Genomic DNA, 19895 nt, shown 5'->3' on the forward strand with positions numbered 1-19895 from the left:
CCGGGAAAAGAAAGTTGAATGTAATACGTAATGATGGTAAAATGATCAAGGTGCTTATATTTTACGAAATGATGACAAAGATAAATAGTTGACATAGAAATAATTAGAAGTTTGAGTAGTACGGAGGGATAGCGTTGGAAAAGATAATAGTTCGTGGCGGAAAACAGTTAAACGGCAGCGTGAAAATCGAAGGAGCAAAGAATGCGGTTTTACCTGTAATTGCTGCTACGCTTTTAGCAAGCAAAGGAACGAGTGTGCTTAGCAATGTACCGAGATTATCAGATGTCTATACGATCAATGAAGTGCTAAAGTATTTGCAAGCTGATGTTCAATTTAAGGATGATATTGTAACAGTGGATGCGACAGGTGAAATTTCATCTGATGCGCCTTTTGAATATGTTCGAAAAATGCGAGCTTCAATTGTGGTGATGGGCCCGTTGCTTGCTCGTACTGGTAAAGCTCGTGTGGCTCTTCCTGGTGGTTGTGCAATTGGTTCGAGACCGGTTGACTTGCACTTAAAAGGTTTTGAAGCAATGGGAGCAACTGTTAAAATAGAAAATGGCTACATTGAAGCTACGGCTGAAAAATTGCAAGGAGCAAAAATTTATCTTGATTTTCCAAGTGTTGGTGCTACTCAAAATATTATGATGGCTGCGACTCTTGCTGAGGGAACAACTGTCATCGAAAACGTTGCACGTGAACCTGAAATTGTTGATTTAGCGAACTTCTTGAACCAAATGGGCGCGCGCGTCATTGGTGCAGGAACAGAAGTTATCCGAATTGAAGGTGTGAAGGAACTGACAGCTACAGAACATTCTATTATTCCAGACCGCATCGAAGCTGGTACTTTTATGATTGCAGCGGCTATCACAAAAGGAAATGTTCTTGTAGAAGATGCTGTTCCAGAGCATATAAGCTCCTTAATTGCGAAATTAAAAGAAATGGGTGTTCAAATTATTGAAGAAGCGAATGGGCTACGAGTAATTGGTCCAGATAAGCTAAAACCGGTAGATGTGAAAACAATGCCGCATCCGGGATTCCCAACTGATATGCAATCTCAAATGATGGTTATTCAAATGCTTAGTGAGGGAACAAGCGTAATGACAGAAACTGTTTTTGAAAATCGATTCATGCACGTGGAAGAAATGCGTCGCATGAATGCGGATATGAAAATTGAAGGAAATTCTGTTATTATTAATGGTCCTGCTAAACTTCAAGGAGCTGAAGTGGCTGCAACTGACTTGCGTGCTGCAGCAGCGCTTGTTCTTGCTGGATTAGAAGCAGATGGTTATACACAAGTTACTGAATTAAAATACTTAGATCGTGGATACACGGATTTCCATTTGAAACTTAGAGCACTTGGCGCTGACATTGAACGTGTGGATGACCAAGTAGTTAAAGAAAAAGGTCTTGAAGCTGTTTTTGAAATGAAATAATAAGTTGGATTTATGTTGAAAAGAGTGCCTTATTTTGAGGCCTCTTTTTTTTAGGTTAAATTAAGTAAAGAAAAGCATTTCAGCAGGATATAAATTGTGCTATAATTCAAAATGAGATATGAAGAAAGTCCGAAACACTGAAGAAAGGGGAATAATTTTGGCAAAAGACGTAGGGATTGACTTAGGAACAGCAAATGTATTAATTCACGTAAAAGGACAAGGAATTGTCGTAAATGAACCCTCAGTTGTTGCAATTAATAATAAAACAGGTCGTGTACTTGCTGTTGGCAAAGAGGCTTACAACATGGTTGGGAGGACTCCAGGAGATATAACAGCCATTCGGCCAATGAAAGATGGAGTTATTGCTGATTTTGACATGGTTCAAGAAATGCTTCACTTTTTCTTACAAAAATTGAATTTGAGAACATTTTTTTCGCGACCACGAGTATTGATTTGTTGTCCAACTAATATTACTTCTGTTGAGCAAAAAGCAATTCGTGAAGTGGCTGAAAAAAGCGGAGGGAAGCAAATTTTCTTAGAGGAAGAACCTAAAGTAGCTGCAATTGGTGCTGGAATGGAAATTTTTGAACCAAGTGGTAACATGGTTATTGATATTGGAGGCGGAACCGCAGATATCGCTGTTTTATCCATGGGTGAAATCGTAACTAGCCAATCAGTTAAAGTGGCTGGTACGCAGTGGGATCAAGATATTTTGCAATACATAAAGAGAAAATATAAACTCTTGATTGGTGAGCGAACAGCAGAAATATTGAAAATGACAATTGGAACAGCTGTAGCAGGCTTTAGAACGGAAACAATGGAAATTCGTGGCCGTGATTTAGTAAGTGGATTGCCAAAAACAATTACAATCTCTAGTGATGAAATTGAAGAAGCCCTTCATGAGTCTTTGGAGAGCATCGTTCTTTCAGCTCGCCAAGTATTAGAAAAAACACCTCCAGAGCTTTCAGCTGATATTATCGATCGTGGAATTATTATGACTGGAGGCGGCTCGATGCTTCATGGTCTTACGGACTTGATGGCTGAGAGACTGCAAGTGCCGGTATTAGTTACGGAACGTCCGCTTGATGTTGTGGCGTTAGGAACAGGCGTTTTACTAGAGTCACTTGGAAGAAAGAAACGAAGCTGGCTTTAATTTTTCAAATGAAGAAGTGAGGGATAAATTTGTTAGATATTAAACAAATTAAAGAGTTGTTGCCACATCGCTATCCGTTTTTACTGGTTGATCGTGTAATTGAATTAGAAGAAGGAAAGCGAGTAGTAGCTATTAAAAACGTGACAGTAAATGAACCATTTTTTAATGGTCATTTTCCAGAATACCCAGTTATGCCAGGAGTGTTAGTAGTAGAAGCACTGGCGCAAGCATGTGGCTTAGCGGTAGTTCAAGATCCCGCTAATCAAGGGAAAATTGGACTTTTTGCAGGAATTGATAAATGTCGCTTTAAAAGACAAGTAATTCCGGGAGATCAACTTCGTTTGGAAGCTGAAATCACACGATTTAGAGCTTCAATTGCGAAAGCAAATGTGAAAGCAAGCGTTGAAGGTGAAACGGTTTGCGAAGCCGAGATCATGGTAGCTTTGAGTGATGCTGAATAAATAAGAGAACTCGATTCATTTATGGATCGGGTTTTTTGTATAGTAACACGCTTTAAAGATTTATCCAATTTAGTAAAAAAGAATTTTAGATTGATACTTAGATAGGAAAAGGTTATTTTATTTAAATAGAAAATAATTTTTTGTAAGACATTATGAGTCTCAAAAGAGGTTTTTAATGTTTTTACAAGTAAATCAATTACAGCTAAACTAGCATCTAAATCTAAGAAAGAGGTGCTAGAAATTATGATTAATCAAGTGACTTTAGTTGGAAGACTGACGAGGGATCCAGAGCTGCAATTTACGTCAGATGATAAAACTGTTCTAAATTTTACATTAGCTTTGAATCGTTTTGGAAAGGCAAAGCGACACGAACAAGATGCTGATTTTATTCCTTGTGTCATCTGGGGGAAACGAGCTGAGGAAATGACCCATTATTGTGACAAAGGGACGCTTATTGGTGTAGTTGGAGAATTGCAGACAAGAAGTTATCTTAACAAAGAAGAAAAGCGAGTGTTTGTAGTCGAGGTACTAGCAAGAAAAATTCGTTATTTAAGCTCGAATAGAGAGAACCTGAAAGAAAAGGAATCAAGTATAAAAGAAAATAATAAAAAAGAAATAACAGAAACTATAAATGATGGATGATAATCCTAGTTTCTAGTGGTTTTTATTGAACTTGGAATAGGAAGCGGGATACTTTTATGATAAACTGGATATATAGATTTTTTTAGGAGTTTATTATGGAAAAGAAAACAGTGGAAATCCTAGAAGTTCCGTTTTATCGTACTACGCAGCAACAGTTTATTGAAGAGCTGCTTCAAAAAGCGGAAAATCAGGAAAAAAAATTTGTAGTAACAGCAAACCCTGAAATCGTGATGAGTGCAAGAAAAAATACTCGATTTAAAGAAACGATTTTGCAAGCGGATTATATTACTGCTGATGGTATTGGGATCATATTAGCTGCAGAAAAACTCGGACTTCCGCTGAATGAGCGGGTGACAGGATTTGACACTATGATTGGGATTTTGGAACGTGCTACTCAGAAAAAATTAAAAATCTTTTTTCTTGGAGCTAAGCCAGAAGTCAGTCAAGCGCTTAGATTAGTGCTTAAGGAAAGCTATCCGCAGCTTCAAGTTGTAGGCTGTAGACATGGCTACTTTTCTGATGACGAAAGTGAACAAATTGTTCAAGAGATTCAGAAATGCGAACCCGATTTTATATTTGTTGCGTTAGGCTCTCCAGCACAGGAAAACTGGATTGCTTCACATTATGAGTCTTTTTCAAAGGGAATCTTTATGGGCGTTGGCGGTTCATTTGATATTTTGTCGGGGACGGCTAAACGTGCGCCAAAGATTATGATCAAGATGCATCTTGAATGGCTATATCGAATTGTCACGAATCCAACAAGATGGCGTAGGTTTTTAGCGCTTCCGCAATTCTTACGCGTAGTCAATCGAGAAAGAAAAAGGAAAGAAAGTGTAACTAAATGAGACTAAATAAAGCTTGCTTGTATAAAGTGCATTTGCCGCTTTTGACTCCGTTTCGAACAAGTTATGGAGTATTGCGAGAAAAAAGTTTTTACTTAATTATGCTTGAGGATGAGCTCGGAAATATAGGATACGGGGAACTAGAAGCTTTTCCGCTTCCTGACTATACGGAAGAAACACTCGAGGGCGCTAAACAAGTGGTTGTAAACCTTTTGCTGGAAGAACTCAGGGGAAAAGAAATCAAGGATGTAGAGGAAGTAAGTCAGTTGTTTGCTTGGGTTAGGGGAAACGAAATGGCAAAAGCTTCTGTTGAATCTGCTTGTTATGATTTGTCTGCTAAAAGACATAAAACTAGTTTGGCTCATTTTATCGGAGCTCAGGAAAAGGAAATTTCTGTAGGTGTTAGTGTAGGAATTCAGGAAAATGAACGGATACTTGTGGAGAAAGTTCGCACTTATGTTTCGGCTGGTTATGGCAGAATAAAAGTCAAAATTAAACCAGGAGCAGATTTTTCTTATCTTAAAGCAATCCGCGATGAATTTCCTGAAATTCCACTCATTGCTGATGCCAATTCTGCTTATGAGGAAGCAGATCTAAACAAGCTTTTAAGACTGGATCAGTTGGCTATCACAATGATTGAACAGCCATTTGGCGTACGAGATTTGTGGTTGCATGCCAAACTCCAAAACAAATTAGAAAAAACGGCAGTTTGTTTAGATGAAAATATTCGAAGTTTAGAAGATGTTATGCAGGCGCATGCTTTTGGAAGCTGCCGGGCGATTAATTTAAAAATGGCTCGTGTTGGAGGAATGCTTGAAGCTCTTCGAATCGCGAAGTTTTGCAAGCAAACGGGCATGATTGTTTGGTGCGGCGGGATGCTTGAAGCAGGTATTGGACGAGCGTATAATGTTGCACTGGCTGCTCGGAATGAGTTTCAGTTTCCAGGTGATATCTCGGCAACTAGCCGATATTTTGAGCAAGATATAGTGAAACAGAATTTTGAGGTTATAGACGGGAAGATTTGTGTCCCGGATGGATTGGGAATTGGTGTTGATATTGATGAGCAAGCGTTAAATCGCTTTACTGAGTCAGTTGAAACCATTTTGCTAGATTAAAGATCGGAGCTGAAATCAGTTTGTATATTTGGATCATTTTGGCGTTTGCGCTGGGAGTTCTTCTTATTCCTATCGTTCGGAGGTTTGCGAATGTAGTAGGTGCTGTAGATGCCCCACGTGAACGGCATAATCATAAGCGAATTACACCAACACTTGGTGGATTAGCCATATTTATTAGCTTTTCAATAGCTTTCTTTTTAGCTCCGATTGATCGGACAGGTTTCTTGCCGGTATATATAGGAGCGCTAATTGTGGTTGCCACAGGGATAGTAGATGATATTATCGAGCTTTCGCCCAAGGTTAAACTGATTGGTCAGATTGTGGCGACGCTTTGTGTAACGGTTTGGGGAAATGTAACGATTGAATTCATTAATGTCCCTTTTTATGGACAACTTGATTTTGGTTTGTTTTCAATTCCATTATCTATTATTTGGATTATTGCTATTATCAATGCGGTGAACTTAATTGATGGCTTGGACGGATTAGCTGGCGGGGTATCTATCATTGCACTAACAACAATTGCAGGGATGGCGCTTCTTTTAAAAGATGCATTTGTCGCGCCTGTTGCTATTCTTTTGGTAGCTTCTGTTTTTGCTTTTCTGATCTTTAATTTTCCACCAGCTTCCATTTTTATGGGTGACACGGGCTCGCTATTTCTGGGTTACATGATTGCAATCCTTTCGCTTATGGGCTTTAAGAATGTCACTTTTATTTCGCTGCTTGTTCCTCTCATTATTTTGGGAGTCCCGGTATCGGATACATTCTTTGCTATTGTTCGACGGTTAAAAAAGAAAATGCCGATTTCTTCAGCTGATCGCTCGCATATTCATCATCGTCTAATGGCGCTTGGATTTACGGAAAGACAAACTGTATTGTTAATTTACAGCATGGCGTTATTGTTTTCTTTAACGGCTTTTGTTTTTTCTGTTTCTACTGCATGGGGTTCGATCATATTACTACTTCTCATGATTATTTGTGTGGAAGTTATTGTTGAATTTATTGGGCTTGTCGGAGAAGACTATCGTCCGATTTTAAATGTTTTGCAAAAGATTCACCGGAAACGTAAATAAGAGAAGCTAAAAAGCGAGCCAACCTTTGAGTTCTAAAGGTTGGCTCGCTTTTTAATTTTTATTCAGAATCTGCTGTTGTAGAAGACTTAGAATCTTTGTAAGGTAGTGCATTTGGGAAAGGTTTCGAGATATCTAACTCAGACGCAAATTTGTTTGCGACACTTTCAACTGAATTTTCATCAAGTTGATAGTAGTAAACGCCGTTTTGCGGAGCATCAGTCCCTTTTAAGTTGAGAGATTTCATTTTAATATCATTCGTCATCGAAAATTTGGCGATCGAGATCATCTGATTGAACGACAAGTTAGTTTTCATATTGTCGCCAACCGCATCGATAATACTGGAGTACTTATTAATAGATGTGATTTTAGTCGCCTCGTTAACAATTGCTTTAATGATGAGCTGCTGTCTCTTTCCGCGTTCAATGTCATTATCAATATGTCTTGTCCGTGCAAGTGCTAGAGCTTCTTCTGCATTCAGACGTTGTTTTCCTTTTTTCAAGCTGATTGCATCAGCCTCATCTTTAGAGTTTTGCTCCGTGAAGGATACAGGAACATCAACATCGATTCCATCCAGTGCGTTTACAATTTTTAGGAAAGCATCAAAATCGAAACGAACATAGTAATCAATTGGAATCTGGAATTTTTCTTCCACTGTTTTCATAGTTAGTTCAGGACCACCATAGGCATGAGCGGCATTGATCTTCGTATAAGTATCTATATTCTTTTTCGGGTAATCAATATGAACGTATGAATCTCGTGGGATGCTTGTCATTTCGACGCGAGCGTCTTTCACGTTGAATGTAGCTAAAATTAGTGAATCACTACGTGGTCTCCCGTCAGACGAGCGTTTTTCACTCGTGTCTACACCGATAACTAAAACAGAAAAACTATCTTTAATGGGTTCAATATCCTTGGTTCTAAGCGTTGAAGCTTGGCCGTTTCGTACGTCATCAAAAGAGTTATCAGCCGCAAGCTTTGTCTTGCTGAAAAGATAGGTTCCGTAACCTACTCCTACAAGAATTAAAAGTAAAAACGGAATTAAAATCCAGTAAAGAATTCTGCGGCGGCGTTTATATTTGGACGCTCGATTTCGTCCATTAAAGCCATTTTCCATATATTATTTTCTCCTTAATTGTCGTTTTCGATTTGCTAACAACAAACACAACAAGGTCAATTGTATCATTTTACACGGAACTTTTTGTTACGTGAAAATTACGATTTCTTTAATTTTGTAAGGTAAGCATCATCAGGTAATACAATAGCCATCTTTTTATTATACTCGAAACTGATTAAAAAGAAATAAAAAACTGGCAACCTTTCAAAAATGTAACCCTAGAATGTGGAAGCTTTTTTGAAGATGTGTTCGAAAATTAGTACAGTGCTTAGCTGTTTGTTGTCTTGATCCCATTCCTGAGCTTCACCGGATATTTCAAAGTCAAGTTTTTTTAGTAGAATAGTAGAAGCCATATTTTCAGGGATTACTTTTGCATAAACTCCAGAAAAATGAAGTTTATTTTGCAACAAAGGTAAGAAGTCGCAAAGAAGTTCAGTCATAATGCCTTTACGCCAATAGTTTTTGGCAAGCTCATATCCAATTTCAGCAGTGTTATTGGCTGCATTAACTTCATTAATTCCAAAAGACCCAATCACTTTTTCTTGGCTAAAAATAGTATATCGAATGGCATCCGGCTCAGCAGCAATCGCTTTTATCATCTCTTCGGCTTGATAAACAGAAGAAAATTTTTCGATATTCATATATTTGGCCACTGCGCTGTCCGACCAAATCTGAAAAAGTGGGAAGGCGTCTTGAAGTGTTGTTTTTTTGAGCAAGAGTCGGTCAGTAGTAAATTGGTCGGGCAAAGCGCTTAAAAACTGAGCATTCATTGTGATACATCCTTTTCGTAGTATTTTTTTTCGCCAAGTGTGCAGTGAACCTGACCATTTGAAACTTCTGTCATCCACGTGAGAAAAGCTTCAATATCGTCTTGGTCAACAAACACAGAAAGTGTCACAACATCAGTAAAGGCTTTGTTTGCAATGTCGTAGCCTTTTTGTCCAAGTGCATTTTCAAATTTTCCAAGTTGACTATAACTGATCATAAATGAGACCAGTGTAGCTAATTTGTGCTCCACAATCCCAATTTCGTGACAAGCTTCACTTACAGCACTTCCATAAGCACGCACTAAACCGCCAGCTCCAAGCTTTATACCACCAAAATAACGTGTGACAAGAACCACGACGTTTTGCAAATTCTTCTTTTTTAAAACTTCAAGCATCGGGATGCCGGCTGTGCCACTTGGTTCGCCGTCGTCGCTTGCTTTTTGAAATTCTGAGCGATCGCCAATTAAGTATGCCGAACAGTTATGAGTAGCATTCCAGTGTTCTTTTTTTATTTTAGCAATAAAACTCTGGGCTTCTTCTTCCGAATAGGCGCGAGCAATTGTGCAAATAAACCGCGATTTTTGGATGACGATTTCATGCTCTCCCTCTTCGCGGATTGTCAAATAATGATCTAACATAGGAGCCTCCTCAGTTGAAAAGCTAAGTTATGCTTCTATTTTAGCGGAAATGATCGGGGATGTATATATAAGATTTTTTAAAGACGCCCCCCCATTCTAAGTGAAGTAGGAGCAAATTCATGTTATAATAAAAATTACTATTACTTTAGATAGATAAAAAATTTCCTCTACTCTTTTATATAGGCAAAATGAATTATACTTTTACGCTTATTTTGTTTAATTTGAAGAGAAAAGGAAATAGTTTTAGGGAAGAATAAATCAAGCATGAAATTAGTCGAATAAAGGGACGACAGAATGCTACTTTGAAAATACAGAGAAGTATGAAGAAGGAAACTTATGCGAGGAGGAATCGTTAGTATGACTCTCAAAATTATGATTGTTGATGATCATCAACTATTCCGTGAAGGAATTAAGCGGATTTTAGAACTTGAAGATTCATTTGATGTAGTAGCTGAAGCAGAAAATGGAAAAAATATTGTTGCAAAAGTAAGGGAATATAAGCCTGACATTGTTTTAATGGACATTAATATGCCCACTGTGAACGGTTTGGATGCGACGGAAATGTTGGTTCGTCAATTTCCAAGCATTAAAGTGGTTATTTTAACGATTCATGATTCCGATGAATATGTAACGGAAGCGCTTCGTTCTGGTGCAGTAGGTTTCTTATTAAAAGAAATGGATGCGAAGGAGTTAGTTGATGCTATAAAAATTGTGGATGAAGGTGGAGCTTACATTCATCCTAAAGCAGCTATTAAATTGATTCGTGAATACCGACATCTTGCGAGCACGAATACAGCGCAAGGAGCTTACGGTTACCAACAGCCAGAAGTGAAAATGCCGCTGCATATTTTAACGCACAGAGAGTGTGAAGTATTGCAGCTTTTAACAGATGGAAAAAGCAATCGTGGAATTGGAGAAACTTTATTTATTAGTGAAAAAACAGTAAAAAATCATGTTAGTAGTATTTTACAAAAAATGAAAGTAAACGACCGAACTCAGGCAGTTGTGACAGCGATTAAGAACGGTTGGGTGTATATTCGCTAAGGGGTGTAGGGAAAATAAAATGGTTGAAGAAAAAATTGCAGTTGTTGTAGATAGTACGGCTTATTTGCCGCAGGAAGCCATCCGTAAGTATAATATTCGTGTGGTTCCGCTCTCGGTCATTATTGATGGAAAGTCTTATAAAGAAGAAGTAGATCTTCTGACAGATGATTTTTATGCGAAAATCAAAGAAAGCAAAGATTTTCCAACTTCTTCGCAACCGGCACCTGGAGATTTTGTTCAAGTATTTGAAGAGCTCAAAGAAAAAGGGTTTAACACAGTTATTTCTGTGCATTTGACAAGCGGCATTAGTGGAACATTTCAAAATGCTGTTTCTGCAGGAGAAATGGTGGAAGGCTTGAACGTTTTTGCTGTGGATTCTGGACTTGCTTGTATGGCACAAGGTTCACTTGCTTTAAAAGCAGCTTCGCTTGCAGAGCAAGGAAAGAATGCTGATGAAATATTAGCTTATCTCGAAAAAATGAAGCAAAACATGGATGCTTACTTTATGGTGGATGATTTGAATAATTTACAGCGCGGCGGGCGATTAACAGGAGCCCAAGCGATGATTGGAAGCTTGCTTCAGATTAAACCGATTCTTCATTTTGAAGATAAGCATATCGTTCTTTTTGAAAAAGTGCGCACACAGAAAAAAGCCTTAAAGCGGATTGAAGAAATTCTCGATCAAGCGGTAGAAAATGGTGAAGCAGAACAAGCTTATGTAATTCACGGCAACGTTCCTGCAAGAGGAGAGGCGTGGCTTAAGGAACTAGTAGAGAAGTTTCCTACAGTGGAGTTTCACCTTAGCTATTTTGGACCAGTGATCGGTACCCATCTTGGGGAAGGTGCGCTGGGATTAACATGGTCAATCAAATAAAAGCTTAAAATAGTTTATTTGCCAAATAAAACGTGATTTTCGAACTCGAAAATCACGTTTTTCTTATGGGGAATTTAATGGTTTTGGGCTCGCAAAAAAGCATTTTCCTTTCTGCAAAAAAAGCTGAAATCAGGTATAACTAAATCAGATGAGGTGAAGATATGTATCCGGGGATTTTGTATTTAGATGAGGAACTTAATGCGCATCCGGACGGGCTGCAAAGTAGGCAAGCGATTACTGGGAATGAAAAGCAGCCATTTTGCTTTCGCTGTGGAAATAACACCCCCAGTTTATTTGGAAAAACATTTCGGGGTGATCTTTATTGTCGAAATTGTCTTATGATGAAGCGAGTGGAAAAATCGGCGTGCCTGCATTATTTAGAGGCGAAGGAAAGTGAGCGGATTTTCTTAAGTGAAGCACTCAAATGGGACGGTGAGCTTTCACGAGCGCAGAAGAAGGGATCGGATGCGGTTGTTTCAGCAGTTGAACGGTTAGAACCTTTGCTTTTATGGGCGGTAGCGGGTTCTGGGAAGACGGAGATGACATTTCGTGGTCTTGAAGTGGCTTTTGAGCGAGGGTTGCGTGTCTGCTTTGCTTCGCCTCGTGTGGATGTTTGTATTGAATTGTTGCCACGGTTTCGAGAGGTTTTCCCAGATGTGCCACTCGTTTGTTTGTATGGAGATTCGGAGGATAAGTTTCGAGGTGAGCGTTTTGTGATTGCAACTACTCACCAATTGATCAGGTTTTATCGTTATTTTGATGTGCTTTTTATTGATGAAGTGGATGCTTTTCCTTATGCGAAAGATCCTTTTTTGGAATATGCGGTTCGTAAAGCAAGAACAGAAAAGGGAACGGAGATTTATATTACTGCAACACCTGAAAAAGCTTGGCAGGATGAGTGTGAGAAAGGAACAAGGCAACATGTGAAAATTCCGGCGCGTTATCATGGCTATAAGTTGCCAGTGCCAGAGCTTATTTGGATTGGGGATTGGGCCAAGTTACTTAAGAAAAAACAAATTTGTAGGAAAGTCCTCGATTGGATTCGGAAACACCAGCAAAATGATAAGCCAGTCTTGCTGTTTTTTCCAAAAATTGAAGTTATGTATGAAGTGAAGGTGGCGCTTGAAAAAGCTGGTTATCTGAACATCGAAACGGTCCATTCGGCTGATAAATTGCGAAAAGAAAAAGTGGAGCGTTTCCGCAAGCGTGAAACTGCGATTTTACTTTCTACGACGATTTTAGAACGCGGGGTAACATTTGCGGATGTTCAAGTGGCTGTTTTCGGAAGTGAGGGAGCCATTTTCACGGAAGCAGCGCTCGTGCAAATCGCTGGACGCGCTGGAAGGAAAGCTAGCTACCCAACTGGTGAGGTTTTCTTTTTTCATCACGGGTGCACGCGAGAAATGAGACGTGCGATCAAGCACATCAAAATGATGAATGCGCTGGGCGTGAAAGAAGGGTTGCTTAGTGAGTAACTGCTTATTATGTGGGAATCAAGTTCGAGATTCACTGCGGTTTGCCAATCTTTTCAGCGTGACAACAGAGTCGTGGCTGTGTACGTCTTGCAGAGCAGGATTTTTGAGTGCGGAAAACAAGCAAGCTGGGAATATGAAAGCGATTTTCAAATGGAATGAGCATGCGGAACATTTTGTCGAGCGCTATCTTAACATGCAAGATGACGAACTTTCAAAGTGCTTTTGTGTAGAAGTTAGCAAGAAAGTACGCCCGAAACTAGCTTACTTGTCTTTGAGTGAAGCTAGCCAACAGATTTTAGTGGCTGCGGCAATCCCGTGTGTGATACTTTCTGAGCAAAGTCAGCAAACGGAAATAGGTGTGTTTTTGATGTGCTCGGCTGAAAAAGTCCAGCTTGCTAAATTGAGTGGCGTACATGGTGAAATAGTTCATGTTTTGGTGCTTTTTGAAGAAGAGTTAAGTTGTGAATGAAATAGGTTTGTTTCTTGAGTATTGTGGAAAAAGAAGGGAAAGAATTAAAAAACAAAATTGTGAGGAAATCTACCCGAAATGCCATGCAAATGTTTGCAAAAAAGGGTGTATTCCCTTAGACTAGAGATAAGGAGAGAGACTCCTTATTTAAAAGATTTTGTTCTATCCCAAAGGAGGAATTACAATGCTTAAGTACAACATTCGTGGTGAAAACATTGAAGTAACCGATGCAATTCGAAGTTATGTCGAGAAAAAGATTGATAAATTAGAAAGATATTTTACTGAAACGCCAGATGCTAATGTGCATGTTAATCTTAAAGTGTATTCGGATAAAAATGCGAAAGTTGAAGTTACAATTCCTCTTCCGAATTTGGTGCTTCGTGCTGAAGAAACAAGCGGAGATCTATACGCAAGTATTGATTTGATTGCTGATAAGTTAGAACGGCAAATTCGTAAACACAAAACAAAAGTAAACCGGAAGTTCCGTGATAAAGGCGCTGTTCAGGATTTCTTCGCTTCAGCTGATACAAGTATAGAGTCAGGAGAAGAGTCAGATAACGATCTTGAAATCGTCCGGACAAAACAGTTCGATCTTAAACCGATGGACAGTGAAGAAGCAGTTCTACAAATGAATATGCTTGGTCATGATTTTTATGTCTACACAGACGCGGAATCGGACGAAACAAACATTGTTTATCGTCGTAAAGATGGGAAATATGGTTTAATCGAAACAAATTAAGTGAATGGACAAAGCGCCTTGCCACATCGAGCAAGGCGCTTTTTTTGTAAGATTTTACATGAAATACGAGAATTCACACAAAATACATATTTTAATATTAAAGTTGTTTTTACTGTTGTGCCAGTAGGTTACTGGCGTTGTTGTAAATTTCTCCCCTAATTTTATCCCTAAAATCTCTCAGAAATCAACGCACTATATTTTTCTGCTGCTATACTCTGCATTTTTTCATCTGAATGCATATAGTGATAAGTCATATTTGAATTTCTAGCATGTCCAACCCGTTGCTTAATAGTGACATGTGGCACACCAGCTTCAACAAGTTGTTTTATATGCGTGTGTCTAAAGGCGTGTATAGCGTGTTTGTCATGATAGCTTACTTTTGCCTTCTCACATACTTTGCGAAGGTAATAGCGTACTCCATTGCTTCCTATGGTTGAACCGTTATAACTAAACATAAAATTCTTTTTAATGAGATGCGAAGGCATGCGGAGCTTTGTTTTTTTGTTCACTAGCATTCTGTGCTTAAATATTTCTATTGTTCTCTTGTTTACAATAATTTCGCGATAAGAATCATTTGTTTTTAAAGGGATAAAATCTGGCTTGCTCACCTGATTTTTATATTGTAGTTGTTTATTGATTGTGATGGTGTGTGTGTCTGGATTATAGTCCTCTTCTTGTAATGCTAGAAGCTCATTAAACCTTAATCCCGTATATAATAGGACTTCATAAAAATCTGCGCAAATTTCGTTTCGCTCATTTTTGGCTATCTTTCGGCTGTATTCAAAAATCAGTTTAATCTCATCATCTGTATAGAACATGTTTTTTTCGTCTTCTTGCTTATTTGTCTCGTCTGTTTTTATTTTGATTTTTGAAGCGCAATTATAATCAATCATACGCATTTCGTGTATCATAAAATCTAAAAAATTAAACATCACTGCATTAATTAGTTTTATTGTACTTTTTGCATAGCCTTTTTTTGCAAGGTCAGTAATAAATTTTTGATAAATGAGTTTATTTAGTTTTACAACTTTGATTTTTCCTAAATAAGGAATAATATGCCTATTAATATGCGATAGATAGATGGCTTCTGTTCTGGGTGATATGGTGCCATGTTTATATTCGTTCAACCATTCAATTATACTTTGCTCTATTGTCAACGTACCATCATATTCGACAGCGTTTTTTTCTTGACGTAATAATTCATTATAAGCCTTATTTCCGGCGTTTTGCGCCTCTCGTTTCAATTTACAAGCGCCTGAACGCTCCTTTTGTTTTCCATTGATACTTGCACGGGCCCGCCATACATATTTTTTTCTTTTTTTATCATAGTTTACACTTACCGCCATTTTTATCATTCCTTCCGGGCAAAGGGACGTGAATAATAAAGTAGGCAACATTCGTTTTATTCAAATTCTATTTCATAAATAGATTGTTCTAATTCCTCAAGAACTTCATTTTTTTCTATAAACTGAATCCATTCTTTATGAGGATTTAAAGCTTGTTTGGATATATTAGGAGAGATCTTTTCATAGGCTCCTTTTGCAAAGTCATTCCACATTCTTTCTGTAGCTTTCTCTATTTTCTCATCGGCCCATCTTTTCTTTGCTGGGCGACGCTTATTCTTAGCTTGCTGATAATCTAAAGCTGCATCCATAAATGCTTGTTTAGCTGGTAAATTTTCATCTAAAAACGCTTCGAACTCCTTAATTGTCATCATAACACCTCCTTGAAATCGTCATTTTTATACTCTTTTTTCATAGTGCAAGTGAAGAAGATTGGACATTGGAGGAGACCAAATCTCAAAATCATTTTTTGTTAATCCATACGCTAATTCTTTTATTGCTAATTGAATGATAGCATCTGGTATAGCTTTATTTGTTGATTCTGATATGGACATATGGATAATGGGTTGACCATTGTAGGTAGACTCACTTCCCATAATACTGTAGCATTATACACGAAATAATTAATTTTACTGTGAGGCATATTCTTTTGAATTTGTTTTAAATGTTCTTTAGGAACATGGTTAGTACAATCTTTAAATTTCATTTTAAAACCTCCTTAAGAATGTATGTTCTGTTTTTTCTTAAAAAGAAAAGCCAAGAGGCTAATCTTAAACAGTTAATTTAAAAGTAAACTTTTGTGTTGTTCCTTCTAAGGGGAGCATCTCAATAGTAATAGGTGTCGTACCAATAAGCTTGTATTTATAATTTATTTCTAGGGTAGTGTTCTTTTTAATGCGTTGTGAATCACCACTGAGTTTCTCATCTAGTTGCTCTAATTCTTTTCCGTTTTGATACGCTATAACAGTAACACCGCTACCTTCAAAGCTTCGCTCATCAGCAGCACCATCGTCATTCCTCCAGTCAAAAGTGAAGGTCATCTGTTTGTTCTTTATTGTTGCTTTTGTTGGCTTAATGTTTGCCATACCGCTAAATTGGTAATCTCCAGTTAAATTTATTTTAGATTTTAATTTTTCTTCTTTTTTCCCTTTCTCAACTTCATTTGCTTCTTTAACTTTTTCAGGAGTTTCTTTTTTAGCTTTTTCTTCCACTTTCATACTATCATTCTTAGCTGTTTTATCCTCCTTATTGTCTGTAAAAATACCAATAACACCAAGAACAAGGACAACTATAATCCAAAATGACCAACGCTTGTAAAATGGCTTTTTCATCTTTTCTCCCTCTTTCTAAATTTATTAGAGCACAACTCTTCCAATTAAATAAAGTTCATCTTTTTCATCGGCATAAAAGTCAGGATATACTCTATTTCCGTTTTCATCGGTATCTCGATTTAACGACACAAGACGAATACGATTTTCTTCCTTATATATTTTTTTAATAAATGCCTCTTCATTAATTTCAACAGCAGCAATCATACCATTTTGAAATTCATTTTGTTCTTTCACAAAAATGATTTCTCCATCTTCAAAAGTGGGTTCCATGCTGTCCCCTGTAATTTGAAGAGCTAAATCATAATCATTTGGGATGTCCTCTTTATTCATTCGAACAGTAAATAAAGGTTGCGTTTTATCAAAATTTTGTGTTCCTAACCCAGCAGCAACTTTACCTGCTATATCTATATCATTACCATTGAAATTTGCTTGAATTACTTTTTCATTTTCCTGTTCGTTCAATTGTTGTTCGGCGTATCTGTAAACACGTTCTTGACGAGTTTTTTCTAATTTATTATATAATTGAAATATGGTATTTTTTTCACTGTTTGATTCATCTAACGCCATTAGATATGATGGTGATACGCTGAATAAGGAAGACATCTTTTCAACGATGGACCGTTTCATATTTTCTACATTACCTTTTTCATACTTATTTATTGCAGCTCTTTTTAAGCCAACTCTTTTGCCTAGTTCTTCTTGTGTCAACCCCATTTCTATTCTAAGGCGTTTAATTCTATCACCCATTGTTTCCATATGATTTATTCACCACCTTCCACAATTTTGTATCTTAAAAGTAACATATTATTTAATAGTATTCAAGATATTTTTAAAAAGTTTAATAAAAAGATACAAAAAACGTTGACATATAATAAAATTATGGTAGATTAAAAGTATCTTAAAAAGATACAAACGGAGGTGATGGAAGATGAATAAAGGGAAACTGAAATCTATAATGGTTCTTAATAATGACACACAAAATTCACTATCATTATTTTTAGGAATTAGCCCACAAACATTTTCTAGCAAAATAAATGAAAAAAATGGTTCTGAGTTCACACAGACAGAAATAAAAAAGATTAAAGAACGGTATAAATTATCTGCTGAAGATATAAATGATATTTTTTTTAATCTCATTGTATCTTAAAAAGATACAAAATTGAAATTTATTCAGGAGGTGCGAGATGGAAAGAGAAACTAAAAGAGCTTCATATTTAGAAAAATTCAAACGTGAAAACGAAATGGTAAAAGGTTTATTCGGAAGAGAAGTTGATCAGATCGGGACAGATTTAGTGGAACTTCTAAAAAAAGAAGACTTGACGCTTGATCAGGCGTATGCAAGTCTTCAATATGCCTATAACTTAATCAAGTATGAGTCTAATTTTTTGAGATTAAAGTAACAGGCTGAGTAATTTGTAAAATGTTATTGTCTATGAACGGGAAAGATAGTTTTGCGTCAATGGTTTCAACGTTCCAGACAGTTGAGTAAGAAGGAGTTAATACATTTGAATCATACTCAATTTTTGAAAGTTCGACTAACTTTTCCATTAAGATATCTGGTCGATCGATTATAGAAAAACGTTCCGGGGAATAATTCGCATCGAAGTAATCATAGACTGTACGCCTAACCATAGAAAACACATCATACTTTTCTTTTTCAGGTTTGAATAAATCATAAGTTATAAAATCAGATTTAATAGTTTGATTTAAAACAGGATAAAGATCGTTTTTATAGTAGACAGTTCTAGCTGTTACAAATCCAACATTTGATTTCCAAATAATCGTAAAGGGCTTAAAGTCATTTCGTTGTTGAGAACTAACCAGTTCATTAAAAACAAAAACGGCATATTCAAACATAGATAATTCAACTCTATTCACATGTTTCACCTCCAATCACAATTAGTATATCAGATTGGAAAGGAAAATAACTATTTTAGGAGGGATAAAATGAATCGAAGATATTTAAACCGACAGCTTAATGTCCTTAAGGAAATAGAAGCCATAGAAAAAGATGTTCAAACTCAAATGAAAACACTTAAAAGAAAAATGAAGCAACATTTGGATGAACATCCGAACGGATCAAACCGTATAAATAAATTTAAGAATTACGTTCTAAGTATTGAACAGTATCAAAGTATATTCGGGCTAATTTACATGGAAATTTATTTGAATAATGATTAGAGCAAATATTTATAGTTTTCATGGATATAGTCTGGTAAATGGTTTTGAATTTCATGAAATTGATTTAATAAGTTGTTATAAAAAAATTCATCATGAATGTAATTAGAATCTGTCATTTTCTTTTTTGCTAAAACGAAAAATTCACTCATACGAATTTGGAACGTTTCCAAAAGCTTAACCATAGTGTGTTCAAAATTAGAAACACGGTGCACTAATGTAATGTTTTTTAAATGGTTGGCAATTAAAGCTAAAGAAACGGTTAGCTTCTTTTCGCAAAAAGGAACTCCGCTATTTGATATAAGCATGTTTTCTATATAAGTTGCTTGTTTCATGATGGCGATTAAATTTTCTTCTAAGTGATCAAATTCATCAAAGGAATGAAAAAAGCTCATTCAAAAATCACCTCACTTTCTACAGTGAGTATACCAAAAATAGTAGAAGGAGGATATTATGAACCAATTACGAATTATGGAGTTCGAAAATACCAGAGTTTTAACTTCTCAACAAATTGCAGAGGCTTATGAAGTTGACTTACAAAAAATACAACAGAACTTTAACTATAATCGGCAGCGGTATGAAGAAGGAAAGCACTATTATTTACTAGAAGGGGAGGAGTTAAGGGCATTCAAACGCAAAATCGAAAATTTCGAAGTCGCGAAAAATCTAAACAAACTCTACCTTTGGACTGAAAAAGGTGCATTGTTACATGCAAAATCACTGAACACAAATAAGGCATGGGATGTTTATGATAAGTTGGTTGATCATTATTACAAGACAAACAATCAACCTATGAGCATTGAACAAATGATGATTCGCCAGTTACAGGAAATGCAAACAGTTAAAACAGATGTGGCTATGCTGAAAGATACCATGCGAATCGATGGTAACCAGCAATATACCTTAAAAGAAATAGGCAAGAAACGAGCTTTATCCGTTTTAGGGGGTTACCAATCCAAAGCCTATGAAGCTATTTCTAAAAAAGTCTTTTCTCAAATGTGGCGAGACTTCAAAAAGCAGTTTTTGATTCCTCGCTATGGAGATCTTTCAAAAAAAGATTTTGAAGCAGGTATGGATTTTTTAAACATGTGGTTACCTGAAACAAGTGTAAGACTGGAAATAAAAAACTTAAATCAACAAGAAAATTTATTTAATGATTAAAAAATGGGCAAAGGGACGTGAAAACATGTCACTTATTGATGTT

Annotated in this window: 25 protein-coding genes; 16 read left to right on the forward strand and 9 right to left on the reverse strand. The window is 36.8% G+C overall.

Translation table 11 applies throughout. From position 1 onward, the window contains the following. Window positions 1-134 precede the first annotated feature (134 nt). From murA to HCK02_RS03830, 7 genes are all read left to right on the forward strand, one after another. A complete protein-coding gene (gene murA, locus HCK02_RS03800; protein ID WP_167628798.1) occupies window positions 135-1436 on the forward strand; it encodes a UDP-N-acetylglucosamine 1-carboxyvinyltransferase in 1302 nt (433 codons plus the stop codon). A gap of 157 nt (window positions 1437-1593) precedes the next feature. Further along, window positions 1594-2589: a rod shape-determining protein MreB gene (mreB, locus tag HCK02_RS03805; protein WP_167628799.1), complete on the forward strand. Its 996-nt coding sequence runs from the start codon at window positions 1594-1596 to the stop codon at window positions 2587-2589. 29 nt (window positions 2590-2618) lie between these two features. Next, window positions 2619-3050, forward strand: coding sequence for a 3-hydroxyacyl-ACP dehydratase FabZ (gene fabZ / locus HCK02_RS03810; protein ID WP_167628800.1), 432 nt, complete (start codon window positions 2619-2621; stop codon window positions 3048-3050). 243 nt (window positions 3051-3293) lie between these two features. Then, window positions 3294-3692, forward strand: coding sequence for a single-stranded DNA-binding protein (gene ssb, locus HCK02_RS03815; RefSeq protein WP_167628801.1), 399 nt, complete (start codon window positions 3294-3296; stop codon window positions 3690-3692). A gap of 95 nt (window positions 3693-3787) precedes the next feature. Continuing rightward, window positions 3788-4537, forward strand: a complete 750-nt coding sequence (locus tag HCK02_RS03820; RefSeq protein WP_167628802.1) for a WecB/TagA/CpsF family glycosyltransferase — start codon at window positions 3788-3790, stop codon at window positions 4535-4537. Then, a complete protein-coding gene (gene menC, locus HCK02_RS03825) occupies window positions 4534-5649 on the forward strand; it encodes an o-succinylbenzoate synthase (protein WP_167628803.1) in 1116 nt (371 codons plus the stop codon). Before HCK02_RS03820 ends, menC begins: the two co-directional genes overlap by 4 nt. Before the next feature lie 20 nt (window positions 5650-5669). Then, window positions 5670-6719, forward strand: coding sequence for a glycosyltransferase family 4 protein (locus tag HCK02_RS03830; RefSeq protein ID WP_167628804.1), 1050 nt, complete (start codon window positions 5670-5672; stop codon window positions 6717-6719). A 58-nt stretch (window positions 6720-6777) separates the two neighbouring features. Here the strand turns inward: HCK02_RS03830 and HCK02_RS03835 are convergent, their stop codons facing one another. From HCK02_RS03835 to HCK02_RS03845, 3 genes are all read right to left on the reverse strand, one after another. Further along, window positions 6778-7833, reverse strand: coding sequence for an LCP family protein (locus HCK02_RS03835; RefSeq protein ID WP_167628805.1), 1056 nt, complete (start codon window positions 7831-7833; stop codon window positions 6778-6780). A gap of 218 nt (window positions 7834-8051) precedes the next feature. Beyond that, window positions 8052-8603 (reverse strand): GNAT family N-acetyltransferase, encoded by a 552-nt coding sequence (locus HCK02_RS03840; RefSeq protein WP_167628806.1) that lies wholly within the window; start codon window positions 8601-8603, stop codon window positions 8052-8054. Beyond that, a complete protein-coding gene (locus tag HCK02_RS03845; protein ID WP_167628807.1) occupies window positions 8600-9238 on the reverse strand; it encodes a YigZ family protein in 639 nt (212 codons plus the stop codon). Before HCK02_RS03845 ends, HCK02_RS03840 begins: the two co-directional genes overlap by 4 nt. Before the next feature lie 357 nt (window positions 9239-9595). On the opposite strand from HCK02_RS03845, the gene HCK02_RS03850 reads away from it, so the two are divergent. The 5 genes from HCK02_RS03850 (at window position 9596) to hpf (ending at window position 13839) form a co-directional block, all read left to right on the forward strand. Then, window positions 9596-10282 carry a response regulator transcription factor gene (locus HCK02_RS03850; RefSeq protein WP_167628808.1) on the forward strand — a complete coding sequence of 229 codons (687 nt, stop codon included), beginning with the start codon at window positions 9596-9598 and terminating at the stop codon, window positions 10280-10282. Window positions 10283-10301: 19 nt separating this feature from the next. Then, entirely contained in the window at window positions 10302-11156 is an 855-nt protein-coding gene (locus HCK02_RS03855; RefSeq protein ID WP_167628809.1) for a DegV family protein, read from the forward strand. A gap of 161 nt (window positions 11157-11317) precedes the next feature. Next, a complete protein-coding gene (locus HCK02_RS03860; protein WP_167628810.1) occupies window positions 11318-12631 on the forward strand; it encodes an ATP-dependent helicase ComFA in 1314 nt (437 codons plus the stop codon). Between the two features lie 103 nt (window positions 12632-12734). Beyond that, a complete protein-coding gene (locus HCK02_RS03865; RefSeq protein ID WP_208970433.1) occupies window positions 12735-13100 on the forward strand; it encodes a hypothetical protein in 366 nt (121 codons plus the stop codon). 184 nt (window positions 13101-13284) lie between these two features. Continuing rightward, on the forward strand, window positions 13285-13839 hold the full coding sequence (hpf, locus tag HCK02_RS03870; protein ID WP_167628812.1) for a ribosome hibernation-promoting factor, HPF/YfiA family: 555 nt from the start codon (window positions 13285-13287) through the stop codon (window positions 13837-13839). 167 nt (window positions 13840-14006) lie between these two features. On the opposite strand, the gene HCK02_RS03875 is transcribed toward hpf, so the two are convergent. The 4 genes from HCK02_RS03875 to HCK02_RS03890 form a co-directional block, all read right to left on the reverse strand. Continuing rightward, entirely contained in the window at window positions 14007-15185 is a 1179-nt protein-coding gene (locus HCK02_RS03875; protein ID WP_167628813.1) for a tyrosine-type recombinase/integrase, read from the reverse strand. Between the two features lie 56 nt (window positions 15186-15241). Continuing rightward, the gene (locus tag HCK02_RS03880; RefSeq protein WP_167628814.1) at window positions 15242-15553 is read right to left on the reverse strand and encodes a hypothetical protein; all 312 of its coding nucleotides are present in this window, start codon (window positions 15551-15553) and stop codon (window positions 15242-15244) included. A gap of 399 nt (window positions 15554-15952) precedes the next feature. Then, window positions 15953-16513 (reverse strand): hypothetical protein, encoded by a 561-nt coding sequence (locus tag HCK02_RS03885; protein ID WP_167628815.1) that lies wholly within the window; start codon window positions 16511-16513, stop codon window positions 15953-15955. Between the two features lie 24 nt (window positions 16514-16537). Next, on the reverse strand, window positions 16538-17269 hold the full coding sequence (locus HCK02_RS03890) for a helix-turn-helix domain-containing protein (RefSeq protein WP_167628816.1): 732 nt from the start codon (window positions 17267-17269) through the stop codon (window positions 16538-16540). A 172-nt stretch (window positions 17270-17441) separates the two neighbouring features. Here HCK02_RS03890 and HCK02_RS03895 point away from each other — a divergent pair, with 172 nt between their 5' ends. Then, window positions 17442-17660: an XRE family transcriptional regulator gene (locus tag HCK02_RS03895; protein WP_167628817.1), complete on the forward strand. Its 219-nt coding sequence runs from the start codon at window positions 17442-17444 to the stop codon at window positions 17658-17660. 37 nt (window positions 17661-17697) lie between these two features. Further along, on the forward strand, window positions 17698-17913 hold the full coding sequence (locus tag HCK02_RS03900; RefSeq protein ID WP_167628818.1) for a hypothetical protein: 216 nt from the start codon (window positions 17698-17700) through the stop codon (window positions 17911-17913). Here the strand turns inward: HCK02_RS03900 and HCK02_RS03905 are convergent. Continuing rightward, a complete protein-coding gene (locus tag HCK02_RS03905; protein ID WP_167628819.1) occupies window positions 17891-18391 on the reverse strand; it encodes a hypothetical protein in 501 nt (166 codons plus the stop codon). The two genes, HCK02_RS03900 and HCK02_RS03905, sit on opposite strands and share 23 nt — an antisense overlap. 69 nt (window positions 18392-18460) lie before the next feature. Between HCK02_RS03905 and HCK02_RS03910 the strand changes: the two genes are divergently transcribed. Beyond that, window positions 18461-18694: a hypothetical protein gene (locus HCK02_RS03910; RefSeq protein ID WP_167628820.1), complete on the forward strand. Its 234-nt coding sequence runs from the start codon at window positions 18461-18463 to the stop codon at window positions 18692-18694. Here HCK02_RS03910 and HCK02_RS03915 read toward each other — a convergent pair. Continuing rightward, a complete protein-coding gene (locus tag HCK02_RS03915) occupies window positions 18691-19086 on the reverse strand; it encodes a hypothetical protein (protein ID WP_167628821.1) in 396 nt (131 codons plus the stop codon). The two genes, HCK02_RS03910 and HCK02_RS03915, sit on opposite strands and share 4 nt — an antisense overlap. Window positions 19087-19144: 58 nt before the next feature. On the opposite strand from HCK02_RS03915, the gene HCK02_RS03920 reads away from it, so the two are divergent. Further along, window positions 19145-19852 (forward strand): ORF6C domain-containing protein, encoded by a 708-nt coding sequence (locus tag HCK02_RS03920; protein WP_167628822.1) that lies wholly within the window; start codon window positions 19145-19147, stop codon window positions 19850-19852. Window positions 19853-19895: the final 43 nt, after the last annotated feature.

The sequence above is a fragment of the Listeria valentina genome (genome assembly GCF_011800755.1).
Taxonomy (GTDB): domain Bacteria; phylum Bacillota; class Bacilli; order Lactobacillales; family Listeriaceae; genus Listeria; species Listeria valentina.